This is a genomic window from Tsuneonella suprasediminis (assembly GCF_003605755.1).
In the GTDB taxonomy this organism is placed as follows: domain Bacteria; phylum Pseudomonadota; class Alphaproteobacteria; order Sphingomonadales; family Sphingomonadaceae; genus Tsuneonella; species Tsuneonella suprasediminis.
The window spans coordinates 84,335-98,685 of the sequence record NZ_RAHJ01000020.1 but is presented as its reverse complement, the minus strand read 5'-3'; the positions used below and the strand labels follow the sequence as shown (position 1 = coordinate 98,685).

Sequence of the window (14,351 nt, the reverse complement as noted above, 5' to 3'; positions counted from 1 at the left end):
ATGAGCATCAACCCCACCCAGATGTCCGAAGCCGACGCCGCCAATGAGCTCATGCGGCTCGCCAAGGCCATCGCACATCACAATCGCCTGTATCACGCAGACGACGCGCCAGAGATTACGGATCAGGAATACGATGCACTGGTGCGGCGCAATGCCGCGCTGGAAAGTGCCTTTCCCCATCTCGTCCGCGCTGACAGCCCGTCGCAATCGGTGGGACACGAGATTGCTTCGTCCCCGCTGGGCAAGGTCAAGCACGAAGTGCGAATGATGAGCCTCGACAATGCGTTTTCCGACGAAGAAGTGGCTGAATTCGTTGCGCGGGTCCGACGCTTTCTCTCGATCGACGAAACCGTCCCGTTGGTGTTTACAGCTGAAGACAAGATCGATGGTCTTTCGTGTTCCCTGCGTTATGAGCGAGGGGAGCTGGTTCGCGCGGCTACACGCGGCGATGGGCAGGTGGGCGAAGATGTCACGCCCAACGTTGCCCATATCGTTGATATTCCTCAGAAACTGTACGGTGAGGTCCCCGATGTTTTCGAGGTGCGGGGCGAAGTCTATATGGCGACAGCAGACTTCCATGCTCTTAACGCGCGACTGATGGAAGAAGCGCGGGCGAAGGCCGCGGCTGCCGGCGAGGAATTCGATCCTGCCAAAGTTCGCCAATTCGCCAATCCGCGCAATGCAGCCGCCGGTTCGCTGCGCCAGAAAGACCCGCGAGTTACCGCCGAACGCCCGTTGCGCTTCTGGGCGCATGGCTGGGGGGCGGCGAGCGCAGTTCCGGGCGTAACACAGCATGACATGATGCAACAGATTGCCGCATGGGGGCTGCCCATTTCGCCAGAGATGGTGCGCTGCGAAAATCTCGATGCGATGCTTTCTGCCTATAGACGAATTGCGGAGGGCAGGGGCGCGCTGCCCTATGAAATCGACGGTGTGGTTTACAAGGTCGATCGGCTCGATTGGCAGGGTCGTCTTGGGTTCGTGGCGAAAGCACCGCGATGGGCTATCGCTCGCAAGTTTCCGGCGGAACAGGCCGAAACAACGCTGGAGGCGATCGATATCCAGGTTGGCCGCACGGGTAAGCTTACTCCGGTCGGGCGTCTGGCGCCGGTGCTTGTCGGCGGTGTGACTGTGACGAATGTCACCCTCCATAATCGCGACGAGATCGCCAGACTTGGCGTGCGGCCAGGTGACCGGATCAAAGTGCAGCGTGCCGGGGACGTGATTCCGCAAGTAGTTGAAAATCTGACACGAGATGCGGAGCGACCTGCATATACTTTCCCCGATCATTGCCCGGAATGCGGCAGCGAGGCGGTTGCCGAAGAAGGCGAAGTCGATGTGCGTTGCACTGGCGGGCTGATTTGCCCGGCGCAGCGTACCGAACGGCTGAAGCATTTCGTAAGTCGCGGCGCGCTCGATATCGACGGCTTGGGCGAAAAGACGATCGACCAGTTTTTCGCGCTGGGTTGGCTGGAAAGTCCCGCCGACATTTTCCGCTTGCGTGAAAGGCGCGACGAAATACTCTCGCTCGAAGGGTGGCAGGACAAGTCTGTGGACAACCTGTTGGCTGCTGTGGAAAGCAAGCGCCACCCGGATGCTGCACGCCTCCTGTTTGGTTTGGGCATTCGCCACGTCGGCGCGGTAACGGCGCGTGACCTGATGAAGGGGCTGCACGATATTCGCGTGTTGCCTGAAAAGGCCGCTGAATTTGCCGCTTATCGGGAAGAAAACCCCCGCGGAGCGGATGAGAAGGAAAGTCCGTTCAACACTCGTATGGTTGATGCGGTAAAGCGGATTTTCGAAGTGCGGACCGATGGGATCGGTATCGCAGTCGGTCATGCGCTGGCGGATTTCTTCCACGAGGAGCACAATCGGCAGGTGTGGAATGATCTGTTCGCTCAGGTCGATCCGCCGCGTTACGAAGTCGAAACCCGCGACAGTGAAGTCGCTGGCAAGACGGTGGTATTTACCGGCAAGCTTGAAACGATGAGCCGGGATGAAGCGAAGGCGCAGGCCGAACGCCTCGGTGCCAAAGCTGCCGGATCGGTGAGCGCAAAGACCGATCTGGTCGTGGCTGGCCCCGGTGCCGGTTCGAAGCTGAAGAAAGCGGCTGAGCTGGGCATTCCCGTTATCGACGAAGCGGAATGGGCGCAGATCGTGGCAGCGGCAGGGTGATCGTCTGATAAGGGAAACTGACGCAGTTGCGGGAACCTGATCGGTCGCGGCTCTTTAATCCAATGGCATCCATGGAGATAAGGTACCGATCATGAACGTCGCAACCGCCAGTAAGCTCAAAAAGCTGGTTACTGTTGGCGGACTGTTGCTGGTTCTCAATGAAATTCGCGGGATAGTGATGGCTGCGCCGGTATTCTGGACTTTATTCCAGACAGGCAATTCCGAGGTGGACGCCGTCGCTGCGATTGCGATGCTGATGGGAATATTGCTGTCGGTTATTGTCCCAATCGTTCTGGCGAAGCGCGCTCGCGCGTATTTTCAATCAGCCTCGAACTGATACCGGCCGGCGCAGGTGCGATCCATTTGATCACACCCCCTGAAAACGGCGTCCATCGTCCGACTTTGACCCCTGCTGCCGCCAGCATGTCGCTCGTCCACTGGTTGCAGGTGCGCCCTATCCAATAAGTGCCAGCAGCATCATAAAATACATCGTAGCTGTCATAGCCGGGATAGTGACGCTGTGGTGAAGTGGGCGCGATCGACTTCTCGATAGCAGTGACCAGTTGTCGATATTCAGCCGAAGTCAGCCGCAACGGACGTACGTCGTTCCCCGGGGCAGGGCGCACATAATGCGCGACATGAAGCAGGGAACTGCTGCCTGTGGTTGCTCGCAGAATCGTCACTGGGGATATGTTCTGCCAGCGAGGTGTGTCGAGAAACACAGCGCGCTCACCCCAGCTAATGGAAATATGCGTGTATGGCCGCAAGGGCGCGCGCAGATCGCTTGCGGGGAAGATTGTTCGCCAATCTTTGTCCGGCGCTATCAGCGGCAAAACCAGTGCGGTATGTACGCCATTCGTTTCGACCAGAATTTCAATATCGCGCCCCGTTTGTCGCCATCCCGCATTGCGCGGAACAGAGCTGCCCACCCATCCTGCCACGGCAAAGCAGATCACTGCGGCGATCAGGCCGATGAGGCCCATGAGAGCTGCGCGGATCAACCGATGGCGCGTCGGCGCAGCCACAATACCGACCAATCCCCGTTCACCAGTCGTGCCGCCAAGCGGAACCCCGCAGCCCGGTAGGCAGCGCGAACGGCGGGCTCTTGCGTTTCCAGCAGTCCGGCCAGCAGAAGCGAACCGCCGGAAGAGACCGCATCTGCGAAGTCGCCAGCAAGCGAAACAAGCGGCCCCGCGAGAATATTGGCAATCAGCAGGTCATATGGCCCACGTGCTTGCAACCGGGGATGATCCATCCCCTCCGCCACCAGCATCGTCAACCTACCAACCCCATCCCCCATTGCCACTCCATTGAGCGTGCAGTTGCCTTCGACGACAGGCACGCACACTGTGTCGATGTCGCTCGCGGTTGCGTATGCGCGAGGCCAAAGGGATAGCGCGGCGAATGCCAGAAGGCCGGTGCCGGTGCCGATGTCGGCCAGATTGCGAACCACTGTGCCGCACCGCTTCATCGTATCGAGCATCGTCAGGCAGCCTGCCGTGGTCGCATGTTGCCCTGTGCCGAATGCCTGACTGGCGGGGATGACGAAATCCGTTATGCCGGGGGCTTCGTCTGCCGGATAATCCGGAGTGTGCACGTGGAAACGTCCGGCGCGGATCGGTACAACCTGTTTCTGTGTTTCGGTGACCCAATCGGTGTCGGGCAGTTTTTCCGCAGCTATAGGCGGGGCACCGTCGGCAAACAGGGATTCAACCGCCTTGTGGTCCTGCCTGGACGGGCGACGAGAGAGATAGGCCTCCAGTTGCCAGTCATCGGGTCGGTCCTCGGCAATTTCGGAGCCGGTCAGTACGATGTCCGCATCCCAGTCCCAACGCGCTTCATGTGCGGCGAGCGCGGACTGCACGACTGGTTTCGGCGCGAAGGCCACCAGCTTCCAGCTCATTGTGAAGCTTCCTTTTCCAGCCGTTTGTCCAGCCGTGCGGCTGCGCTCTTTGCATAGGCTTCGCAAGAGAGTGCCCCAAACGGGGTGCCTTTGGCGAAGCGTTCACGCATCTTGCTGGCGGATGGATGCGGGGTAAGCAATATTCCGCAATCGACGCTGGCAACGCGTGTCAGGCCATCACGGAATGCTCGGATATAGCCGGGGTGATCGCTGAAGCGATAATCGTCGCTGCTGATGGCCGAAAGGCTGTCTGCGAACACTAACGTGGCGTACTGGGCCCCGTCACACGTTTGCCATTGCCAGCTCAGCGCGCCGGGCGTGTGACCCGGTGTGGCAAGAGGGGTGAGGGTGAGCGATCCGAGTCGTATGGGCTTGCCATCTTCGACAATGCCGTCGACTTTGGCCGATTCAAACGGTTCATGCATCCCGGATTGCGGATCGTCCGGGGATGCTTTCCCGCTCTCCATCACTGGTTTTGCGGCGGTGGATGTAAGCAGCCGGGCGCCGGTGCGGCGCTGCAATTCGGCCATCCCACCGACATGATCGAAGTGTTCGTGACTGGTCAGGAGCAATTTCACGTCCTCCAATCGGAAGCCGAGCTTCACGATGTTGGCTGCGACAATATCAGCGCCGGGGCGTGTGCCGCTGTCAATCAGAATGTTGCCTTCGTCGCCTGCGATCAGGATTGCGGCGATACCACATGTGCCGACGTAATAAGTCTTGCCGTAGATACGGAAGGGCGGGCCGGGTTTGTCCCAATTGTCCCAGTCCTTACAGGTTGCTGCCCATTCCCTCTGCCCTGTCGAATCCCATGGCGTTACCGCCTGCACCCCTTCATTCGACGAGACTGCGCGGGCAGAAATCGGTGCAACGGAAACTGCCGATACAAGGGCGATGGATGCAACGCCAAGAGATACGAATCTAGCGAACATAGCTCGCTCCATTGGCATCGATTGTCGCTCCCGTCATGCTGGGTGGAGCGTCGAGCGCGCAGAAAGCGATGATTGCTGCGATTTCATCGGGCGTGGCGACCCGGCCCAGAGGTATGTCTCTCAATAATGCCGCTCCACCGCGACTGGTGAGATAATCATCGGCCATCGATGTGTCGGTAAAACCCGGTGCGATAGCGAACGAGAGGATGCCTTCTGCGGCATATTGGCGGGCGATGGTCTTGTGCATCGCCAGCATCCCCCCTTTCGCCGCGGCATAGTGCCAGTGCGCGGGCGAGTCGCCGCGATGCCCGGCGCGACTCGCCACGTGCACTACGCGTCCGAGTATGCCGCGTTCCTGCCAATGCCGCACTGCAAAGCGGGAAAGTTGTGCCGCAGCGGTGAGATTTATGCGGAGGGTCGCCTCCCATCTGTCGAGCCATTCGATATCAGAACTCTCGACCGGGTTAGAGGCGAACAGCCCGGCATTGTTGATCAGAACGTCAATCTGGCCTCCGGCCGCATCCAGCGCTGCTTCCCAAAGCATTGCCGGGGCGAGCGGATCCGTGAAATCGGCGCCTATCGTGCCGTCTGCGGCAGGGCGGGTGGCCTGCGCGATCACCGATGCGCCGCGGGCGTGCAGGGCGGTGCGTGTTGCGGCACCGATTCCACGACTGGCACCGGTCAGAAGTATCGTTGTCATCCACTAACTATCGGGTATTGGCGGTGCGCTGTCGAGCCGCTGCGCTTGCCTCGGCGGATCATTGCGCTAAGGGGAGGGCCGAATTCACTCGCGCAATCGGAAGACCGCACATGGCAAACCGTCCGCTATCACCGCATCTGCAAATCTGGAAGTGGGGGCCGAATATGGCGGTTTCCATTCTGCACCGCGCCACTGGCGATGGGCTGGCGCTGGTCGGTCTGGCCGTGATGGTCTGGTGGCTGGGCGCACTGGCCAGCGGGCCGGAAGCTTACGCCACTTTCCTCGCCATCGCGACTTCGCCTGTCGGATGGGTCTTTATGGTCGGCTTGTCGTGGGCGTTTTTTTCGCACCTGTGTTCGGGGCTGCGCCACTTCGTGCTCGACATCGGGGCGGGTTACGAACTCAAAACCAACAATACGTGGTCTATTGTGAGCCCGCTTGTCGGCATTGCGCTGACGGTGGGGTTCTGGGCCATCGTGCTTCTTCGCTGAGGGACTGAAGATGGGTAATGGAACCGAACTCGGCCGGGTGCGCGGACTCGGCTCGGCACATGCCGGGACACATCACTGGCTGCTGCAACGCTTTACGGCCATTGGCAATCTGGCGCTCGGGCTGTTCCTGGCGGTCAGCTTCGCTCTGATGAGCAGCCATGATTACGGCGCGATGAAAGAATGGATCGCGCGCCCTGTTCCGGCCACGGCGACTGCGCTGTTCGTCATCAGTTCGTTCTGGCATGCGCGCCTTGGCCTGCAGGTATTGATCGAAGACTACGTGCACACCCCGGGCAACAAGTTCGCCGCTATCGCCGCGCTTAATCTCGCTGCCTTCGGCGGCGCTGCATTCGCCCTGTTCAGCATTATTCGCCTTGCTCTTGGAGGAGCTGCCTGATGGCCACCGAATCGACCCAACCGGCCTACAAAATCGTAGACCACACTTATGACGTGGTGGTTGTGGGTGCCGGTGGTTCCGGCTTGCGCGCAACGATGGGCTCGGCCGAAGCTGGCCTGCGAACTGCCAATATTTCCAAGGTTTTCCCGACTCGCAGTCACACTGTGGCCGCACAGGGAGGGATTGCTGCCAGTCTGGGCAACAACACGCCCGATCACTGGCAGTGGCACATGTACGATACTGTGAAAGGGTCGGACTGGCTCGGCGATCAGGACGCGATCGAGTATCTCGTTCGCGAGGCGCCCGATGCCATTCTGGAGCTGGAACATGCCGGTATGCCGTTCAGCCGCAACGATAACGGCACGATCTATCAGCGCCCGTTCGGCGGGCACATGCAGAACATGGGCGATGGCCCGCCGGTGCAGCGCACCTGTGCTGCGGCCGACCGCACGGGGCATGCGCTGCTGCACACGCTCTACCAGCAGAGCCTGAAGTACGACGCTGATTTCTTTATTGAATATTTCGCTATCGATCTGATCATGGTGAACGGCGAGTGCCGTGGCGTGATCGCTATCTGTCTTGACGATGGTTCGATTCATCGGTTCCGTTCGAAATCGGTTGTGCTGGCGACGGGCGGCTATGGCCGCACCTACTTCACCTGCACCAGCGCGCATACCTGCACCGGCGACGGCGGCGGGATGGTGTTGCGCGCCGGATTGCCGTTGCAGGACATGGAATTCGTGCAGTTCCACCCGACCGGTATCTATGGCGCGGGCGTGCTGATTACCGAAGGTGCGCGTGGCGAGGGCGGATACCTCACCAATTCCGAGGGCGAGCGGTTCATGGAACGCTATGCCCCCAGCGCGAAAGATCTGGCCAGCCGCGACGTGGTGTCGCGCTCGATGGCGCTGGAAATCCGCGAAGGGCGCGGTGTCGGCCCTGACAAGGACCACATTTTCCTCCACCTCGATCACATCGATCCGGCGATTCTGGCCGAACGCCTGCCGGGAATTACCGAAAGTGGGAAGATTTTTGCCGGGGTCGACCTGACGCGGCAACCGCTGCCGGTGGTGCCGACGGTGCACTATAACATGGGCGGTATTCCCACGAATTTCCACGGAGAAGTCGTCACCATCGGTGCCGATGGCAACCCGGAAACCGTGGTTCCCGGCCTGTTTGCCGTGGGTGAAGCGGCCTGCGTGTCGGTTCACGGTGCGAACCGCCTTGGCTCCAACTCGCTGACTGATCTGGTGGTGTTCGGTCGTGCGACGGGCCATCGCCTGAAAGAACTGATCAAGCCGGGTACCGCGCACGAGGAGCTGCCGAAGGACAGCGCCGACTTCGCGCTCGGCCGCCTCGATCATTTCCGCAATGCCAGGGGCGGCAGCCCGACCGCTGCGATCCGCGACCGGATGCAGCGCGCGATGAGTAAGCACGCCGCGGTATTCCGCACCGACGAGATGATGGCGGAAGGCGTGCAAGTGCTTGCCGATACATACAAACAGATGGAAGACATCGGTGTATCGGACCGCTCGCTGATCTGGAACAGCGACCTGATCGAAACGATGGAACTGGACAACCTGATCGCGCAGGCCAGTGTCACCATGACATCGGCGCACAACCGCAAGGAAAGCCGCGGCGCACACGCGCACGAGGATTATCCTGAGCGCGACGATGCCAACTGGATGAAGCACACCGCCGTTTGGTTCGAAGGTTGGGGCGGCAAAGGCGGCGACATCAAGATCGATTATCGCCCGGTCCACGACTTTACGCTGACCGACGATGCCGAGTACATCAAACCGAAAAAGCGCGTATATTAAGGAGGTTACCCGGCGATTGCGGATTGCCGCATTCGCCGGGAGCGCCTGTCTGCTGGCGCTGGGCGGATGTGCGAGTGTTGCGCCTGCTGCACCCGCCGTTCCGGCCCTCTCCGCGACTTACCACACGCTCGATCCGTTTTATTCCAAGCGGATAGAGGCGGACGGCATTCCGATTGTCGGCAGCGATCGCGTTTCGGATGAGGCGCTGGCGGTGGCGCAGCGGATCGTCGAACAACTGTTGTCGTACCGGCCGGATCTGGCTCAGTGGCTGGTTGCGAACCGCTATCGCGTTGCAATCATGGCGGAAAGTGAGACGACCACCGATCTGCCCGAACAGGCGCACTGGAAGAAACCGTCGCGCAATGATCCCCGCCTAACCCGTTGCGAACGCAAGCTTTATAGCGATCGGATCGGGGCACTGACCGACCGCCAGTATTGGGACCAGCGCGCGCGCGGAATGGCAGGGGTGCTGACCAGCGGGGCGGAAGAGGATTTGCTGGGAAAACGCAGCAGTCGATATTGGGGCGAGACGATTTTCGTCCATGAATTCAGTCACAACATCCTCTCCGCGATCCGTGCAGTCGATCCGAAACTGGCCCGGCAGGTCGATGCGGCTTACGCCCATGCGCTCGCCTCCGGGCTGTGGAAAGACGAATACGCCTCCACCACGGTTGATGAATATTGGGCGGAAGGGAGCCAGTTCTGGTTTGATTCCAACCGCTTGGCCGTGTTCGATGGGCGCCGGATACTCAACCATGCCGATCTCGCGGCTTATGACCCGCAACTCTATGCGGTTCTGGGGCAAGCCTATGGAAACAATCACCAATTGCGTGGCGATCCGTTCTGGATGAGCGCGGCGCGAGTGCCGCCGGGGCCGATCCCGGAGAACACAGCGGAAGTGTGCTAGTAGGCTCGGGGAGAGGTGGGGGCGCTGCTTTTCATTATATTATTCAGGCCATTGCTTGGTCCTTCGTCATTGCGAACGGCGTGAAGCGATCGATGGCGAGAGGTTGCCGCCTCTCGCTTCGTTTGTGATGAGGGAGACGTATGGTCCATGGATTGCCACGTCGCCTACGGCTCCTCGCAATGACGAGGGCGGGGGCGGGGCGAGTGGTATTGCTGCCAGAAAATCATCTTTATTTATCAGATCTTTCGTCATTGCGAACGGAGTGAAGCAATCCATGGCGTGAGGGTTCCCCCATCGCTTCGTTTGTGATGGGAACGGGGCAGGCCATGGATTGCCGCGTCGCTGCGCTCCTCGCAATGACGAGAGGGAGGGGCGGTTGGAGGCGGGTTTTTGGCCGCATACCGCGAAATTCGGGGGCGGGGAATTGTGCGGTGAGGCCCGCTATTTCGCGGCCTCCGGTACTGCCGCCACCCGCTTCATGCGGATAATTTTGACTGGTTTTGCAAGCATTTGGCCCTTCATCCAGCCTTCGCCTTTGTTCGGATCGGTGGGGGCGGCGTGGATGGATTCGACGACGTCCATCCCCGCGACCACGTGACCGAAGGCGGCGAAGCCTGCGCGGGTTTCGGGATCGTCGGCAGATGGGGCGGCATCCATGCTCGGCTGATCCTGCAGCAGGATCGAGAAATCGCCGGTGGCGCTGCCCGGCGCGAAGCGCGCCATCGAAAGAGTGCCGCGTAAGTGTTTGATGCTAGTAACATTTGTTGGTTCGTGCGCGATCGGTTTCAGCACCCGTTTGGGGTCGTATTGCGTCCCCGCCTGCACCAATCCGTTGGGCTGATCGCCCCAATCGAGCCGCATCGCGCGATAGAAAACCGTGCCGTCGAAACGGTGTTCATCCACATAGCGGAGGAAGTTTTTGGCGGTGATCGGCGCGCGCTCCGTCTCGATTGCGGCGGTGATCGTGCCCACCGTCGTCTCAATCGCGACAAGCTGGGTTTTCGGTTCTGCATCAACGTCTTGCGCGTGGGCGAGCACAGGGGCGAGGGCAGATGCAGCCAGCAGGGATAACACCATTATCACCTGCTTATAGACGCCGTAACCAACCATAATCGCTCACCTTTTTTCAAAAATTCCGCAAGAGTGACGAACAGGTGTGTCAACTCACCGCAAACACCCGTCCATTCTATCGACAGACGCGCCCAAACCCCAGAAACACCCCAAAAATCCGCAAAATCACCGCTCAACGCCGCCGCAACATCGCGCGATTCAGCTCCGCGACCGATTTCACGCCCATCAAACGCATCCCGCGCGCGATCTCGTCCCGCAAGATGCAAACCGCGCGTTCGACCCCGGCCTCGCCCGCCGCCGCCAATGCGTAGAGATAGAGGCGGCCGCCCGATGCGGCGGTGGCGCCGGTGGCCAGCGCTTTCAGCACATGCGTGCCGCGCCGCACGCCGCCATCGCAGATTACTTCGATCCGGTCGCCCACCGCATCGACGATTTCTTCCAGTTGATCGAACGGGGCGCGGCTGCCGTCGAGCTGGCGGCCGCCGTGGTTCGATACCATGATCGCATCGCAACCGATGTCGGCCGCGCGCCGGGCATCGCCAATCGACATGATACCCTTCAGGCAGAATTTGCCGCCCCAATCATTCCGCAATTGCTCCACCGCGGCCCAGTCCATGTTGGGATCGAGCATTTTGTCGAAATAATCCTGAATCGAAATCGCGTCTTTGCTGCCTTCGGCCACATGGGTTGCGAGGTTGGGGAGCGAGAATTTTTCGCGAAACAGGAAATTGAGGCCCCAGGCCGGCTTCGTGGCATAGGACAGGAAACTGGCAGGGGTAAATTCGGGCGGTGTCTTGAACTTGGTGCGTTTGCACCGTTCGCGATTGCCCGAAACGATGGTGTCCACCGTCAGAGCGATGGCATCGAATTTTGCCGCCCGCGCGCGTTCCACCAATGCGGCATTCAGCCCGCGATCGCGGTGATAGTAATATTGCAGCATCTTCGGCCCGGAGTAATTCGCGCCGACTTCTTCGATACTGACGCTCGACAGGCTGGAGATGCCGAACCACAGGTTGTGCCGTTCGGCCACCCGCGCCACCGCGCGTTCGCCCTGCCAGTGGAACAGCCGCTGCAACGCGGTGGGGCTGAGCACCAGCGGCAGAGCGGTCTTGCGGCCCATGATCGTGGTGCTGGTATCGATGGTTTCCACCCCGGCCAGCACATTGGGCACCAGATCGACATCGTTATAGGCGGCGGTATTGCGCGCTCTGGTCAGCTCGTCATCCCCCGCGCCGTCGATATAATGGAACACCGGGAAGGGCAGCTTGCGATGCGCCAGCGTGCGGAAATCTTCGATATTGTGGCAATCTTCGACCCGGCGGATCGAATGCGGAACGGGAAAAATACGGACCATTTCCCCTCTTTATCGCGGTTGGTCGATCCTGAATAGCGGTTCATCGGTGAGCAATGTTTACATTCGTAATCGTTGAGCGCATAGAGAGTTCAACAGCGCAAAAGCCGGGGAGGTCACCGCGCATGAGCAAGAGCGACGACACAAAATCCGACAGGATCAGCGAGGCCGAGCTTGCCGTGATGGAGGCATTGTGGGCCAACAGCCCCGCCACCGCCGCCGATGTGTGCGATGCGGTGTGTGCGGAACGTGACTGGTCGATGCCGACGGTCAAGACTTTGCTCAGCCGTCTGGTCGCGAAAAACGCCGTGGCGACTGAGCCGGACGGGCGACGGTTTCTCTACACCCCGCTGCTCGAACGGGCCGATTATGCCGGCACCGAATCGAAACGTCTGGTCGAGCGGCTGTTCGGCGGTCGCGCCGCGCCGCTGCTGGCGCATCTGGCCGAAGCCGAAGCGCTGACCGACGACGATCTGACTGAAATCGAAGCATTGCTGAAGGAGTTGCGGCAATGAGCTGGCTTGCGTCGACGCTGGTATGGACCGGTGTGCTGCTGGCCGCCGTTCTGCTGCTGCGCCGCCCCGTGGCGCGCCATTTCGGGCCACACGCCGCCTATGCGCTGTGGCTGCTGCCTTTCCTGCGCCTGTTGCTGCCGCCGATTGTCCTGCCTGCGTGGCTGGCCCCGGCACAGCAGACGATTACGAAGGCGGAAACGGTGCTGGTAACGACCGGAGTCCCCCCGGATGCCAGCGCCGTTTCCGTTTCGGCCCCCGTTCTGGAGCCCGTTTCGACTTCGGCTGGCGCGACGGCGATTTCGTATGCCGACTGGCTGCCGTTGATAGCGGGCCTGTGGCTGACGGGTGCCGCAGTGCTGCTGGCGTGGCGCTTTTCCGCCTATTTCCGCATGCGCGGGGATCTGTTGCACAACGCGCGGCCCGTGGGCGAAGCGGGGCGTATCCGCCTGCTGGAAAGCCCGCAGGTCGATTCCCCGCTGGCGCTGGGCGTGATCGATAAACTGATCGTGCTGCCGCCGCATTTCATGGCGATGCACGATCGCCGCTCGCGCGATCTCGCGCTGGAGCATGAATTCGCACACCACCGGGCCAACGATTTGCTGGCCAATATGCTGGTGCAGCCGCTGTTCGCGCTGCACTGGTTCAATCCGCTCGGCTATTACGGCTGGCGCGCCATGCGGCGCGATCAGGAGGCCGCCTGCGATGCCCGCGTGATCGCGGCGCGGGGCAAGGCAGAGCGGGCGGTATATGCCCGATTGATCGCCGCACAGGCAGCAGGGCCGAGAATCGCACTGGCAGCTCCGATGGCCTGCCCGGTGTTGGGGGACGCCTCTATTGTCCATCGGTTGAGGACCCTTACTATGACAGAGATCTCGCGTCGCCAGCGCATTGCTGGCCGTGCCCTGATCGGCGCCGCCGCACTGGCTCTGCCGCTTACGGCATCGATATCTTACGCGCAGGCCGAATTGCCTGATGTGCCCGAAGTGCCTGCGATGGCGGATGTTTCCGACGTTTCTGGCGTACCGCAAGCGCCGCTGGCGCCGGATGCGCCCGCTGCCTACACCGTGGATGACGCATTCTCCGCGCCCGGTGTATCTGCGGTATCGCAGGTCGGCGATGTACCGCCAACGCCAGCTACCCCCGCCACTCCCGCCGTAGCGGCCACCCCCGCGGTGCCCGCGCCCCCGGCTGTGCCCGCAGCGCCTCGCACGGGATATACCGTGCGCGTGAATGACACCGCGAGCGACAGAACGGGAGGGACCACACGCCACGAAGCGCGCGAATGGGCGTGGACGACAAGCCATTCCGAAATCGATAAAAAGGCGATCCGCAAGCAGGTCGAGCGCGAAGTGCGCGCCGCCCGGGCCGATGTGGCGAAGGCGCGCAGTGAAGCAGCGAGGGCACACGCCGAAGCGATGGCCGAAATCGACCGCATGCCGGAGATCGACACCAACTGCGTAACCAGCGGGCAGACTGCAACCGGGAAGAACGGCCGCCGCGTGGTGCAGGTCTGCACGAACCAGATCATGGCCTCGGCAGTGGATGGCATCCGCTCCGCCCGCGAAGAAATCGCCCGCGACTCCTCAATCCCGGAAAGCGCCCGCAAGGAAGTGCTCCGCTCGCTCGACCGCGAAATCGAGAGGCTGAGCCGCAAGTCGACCCGGAGCTGATCCGGGGACGAAGTTCGGGAGCGGGGGTGGGGCGGCTTGGGGTAGTCGCATGCCTCCCCACTCGTCATTGCGAACGCAGTGAAGCAATCCATGGGGTGAGGTTGCCTCCTGTCACGGCGGTTGTGAGGGGGTGAGGTTCGGGCCATGGATTGCCACGTCGCCTTACGGCTCCTCGCAATGACGAGGGTGGGTAAGTCGGGGAATGGTTAGGCCCGGTGCCGCGAGGTCGTCCGCATCCGGGGCGCTTCCCGGCCAACACCGTCACCCCGGACTTGATCCGGGGTCCAGCTTCCGCTGGCACTGCGCTGGAAGAAAAGCGGGGCCCGGATCAGGTCCGGGGCGACGGGAGGGAGATGTTCCTGCCTCTCCCCACTCGTCATTGCGAACGCAGTGAAGCAATCCATGGGGTGAGGTTGCCT

At 61.2% G+C, this 14,351-nt stretch carries 14 protein-coding genes; 8 read left to right on the top strand and 6 right to left on the bottom strand.

Translation table 11 applies throughout. From position 1 onward, the window contains the following. On the top strand, positions 1-2,175 hold the full coding sequence (gene ligA, locus D6858_RS12425; protein ID WP_120110997.1) for an NAD-dependent DNA ligase LigA: 2,175 nt from the start codon (positions 1-3) through the stop codon (positions 2,173-2,175). A gap of 91 nt (positions 2,176-2,266) precedes the next feature. Further along, complete coding sequence (locus tag D6858_RS15655; protein ID WP_133305292.1) at positions 2,267-2,512, top strand: hypothetical protein; 246 nt, start codon at positions 2,267-2,269, stop codon at positions 2,510-2,512. Here D6858_RS15655 and D6858_RS12420 read toward each other — a convergent pair. Genes D6858_RS12420 through D6858_RS12405 form a run of 4 tightly spaced genes read right to left on the bottom strand, consistent with a single transcriptional unit; the run spans position 2,451 to position 5,710 of the window. Continuing rightward, positions 2,451-3,200, bottom strand: coding sequence for a DUF2459 domain-containing protein (locus D6858_RS12420; RefSeq protein WP_240623833.1), 750 nt, complete (start codon positions 3,198-3,200; stop codon positions 2,451-2,453). The two genes, D6858_RS15655 and D6858_RS12420, sit on opposite strands and share 62 nt — an antisense overlap. Next, positions 3,173-4,078 (bottom strand): 50S ribosomal protein L11 methyltransferase, encoded by a 906-nt coding sequence (locus tag D6858_RS12415; RefSeq protein ID WP_120110994.1) that lies wholly within the window; start codon positions 4,076-4,078, stop codon positions 3,173-3,175. Before D6858_RS12415 ends, D6858_RS12420 begins: the two co-directional genes overlap by 28 nt. Beyond that, the gene (bla, locus tag D6858_RS12410; RefSeq protein WP_120110991.1) at positions 4,075-5,010 is read right to left on the bottom strand and encodes a subclass B3 metallo-beta-lactamase; all 936 of its coding nucleotides are present in this window, start codon (positions 5,008-5,010) and stop codon (positions 4,075-4,077) included. Before bla ends, D6858_RS12415 begins: the two co-directional genes overlap by 4 nt. Further along, positions 5,000-5,710 (bottom strand): SDR family NAD(P)-dependent oxidoreductase, encoded by a 711-nt coding sequence (locus D6858_RS12405; protein WP_120110988.1) that lies wholly within the window; start codon positions 5,708-5,710, stop codon positions 5,000-5,002. Before D6858_RS12405 ends, bla begins: the two co-directional genes overlap by 11 nt. Positions 5,711-5,820: 110 nt before the next feature. Between D6858_RS12405 and sdhC the strand changes: the two genes are divergently transcribed. Genes sdhC through D6858_RS12385 form a run of 4 tightly spaced genes read left to right on the top strand, consistent with a single transcriptional unit; the run spans position 5,821 to position 9,325 of the window. After that, a complete protein-coding gene (gene sdhC, locus D6858_RS12400) occupies positions 5,821-6,201 on the top strand; it encodes a succinate dehydrogenase, cytochrome b556 subunit (RefSeq protein WP_120110986.1) in 381 nt (126 codons plus the stop codon). Positions 6,202-6,211: 10 nt separating this feature from the next. Then, positions 6,212-6,598 carry a succinate dehydrogenase, hydrophobic membrane anchor protein gene (sdhD, locus tag D6858_RS12395; protein WP_120110983.1) on the top strand — a complete coding sequence of 129 codons (387 nt, stop codon included), beginning with the start codon at positions 6,212-6,214 and terminating at the stop codon, positions 6,596-6,598. Then, on the top strand, positions 6,598-8,418 hold the full coding sequence (gene sdhA, locus D6858_RS12390; RefSeq protein ID WP_120110980.1) for a succinate dehydrogenase flavoprotein subunit: 1,821 nt from the start codon (positions 6,598-6,600) through the stop codon (positions 8,416-8,418). The genes sdhD and sdhA overlap by 1 nt, the downstream gene beginning before the upstream one ends. Before the next feature lie 16 nt (positions 8,419-8,434). Next, positions 8,435-9,325 (top strand): glycoside hydrolase, encoded by an 891-nt coding sequence (locus D6858_RS12385; RefSeq protein ID WP_240623832.1) that lies wholly within the window; start codon positions 8,435-8,437, stop codon positions 9,323-9,325. A 441-nt stretch (positions 9,326-9,766) separates the two neighbouring features. On the opposite strand, the gene D6858_RS12380 is transcribed toward D6858_RS12385, so the two are convergent. Further along, entirely contained in the window at positions 9,767-10,435 is a 669-nt protein-coding gene (locus tag D6858_RS12380) for a peptidylprolyl isomerase (protein WP_120110978.1), read from the bottom strand. Between the two features lie 133 nt (positions 10,436-10,568). Beyond that, positions 10,569-11,750, bottom strand: a complete 1,182-nt coding sequence (locus tag D6858_RS12375; protein ID WP_120110976.1) for an alpha-hydroxy acid oxidase — start codon at positions 11,748-11,750, stop codon at positions 10,569-10,571. Positions 11,751-11,872: 122 nt separating this feature from the next. Here D6858_RS12375 and D6858_RS12370 point away from each other — a divergent pair, with 122 nt between their 5' ends. Beyond that, complete coding sequence (locus D6858_RS12370; RefSeq protein ID WP_120110974.1) at positions 11,873-12,262, top strand: BlaI/MecI/CopY family transcriptional regulator; 390 nt, start codon at positions 11,873-11,875, stop codon at positions 12,260-12,262. Then, positions 12,259-13,932, top strand: a complete 1,674-nt coding sequence (locus tag D6858_RS12365; protein WP_120110971.1) for a M56 family metallopeptidase — start codon at positions 12,259-12,261, stop codon at positions 13,930-13,932. Before D6858_RS12370 ends, D6858_RS12365 begins: the two co-directional genes overlap by 4 nt. The last annotated feature ends 419 nt before the right edge of the window (positions 13,933-14,351 follow it).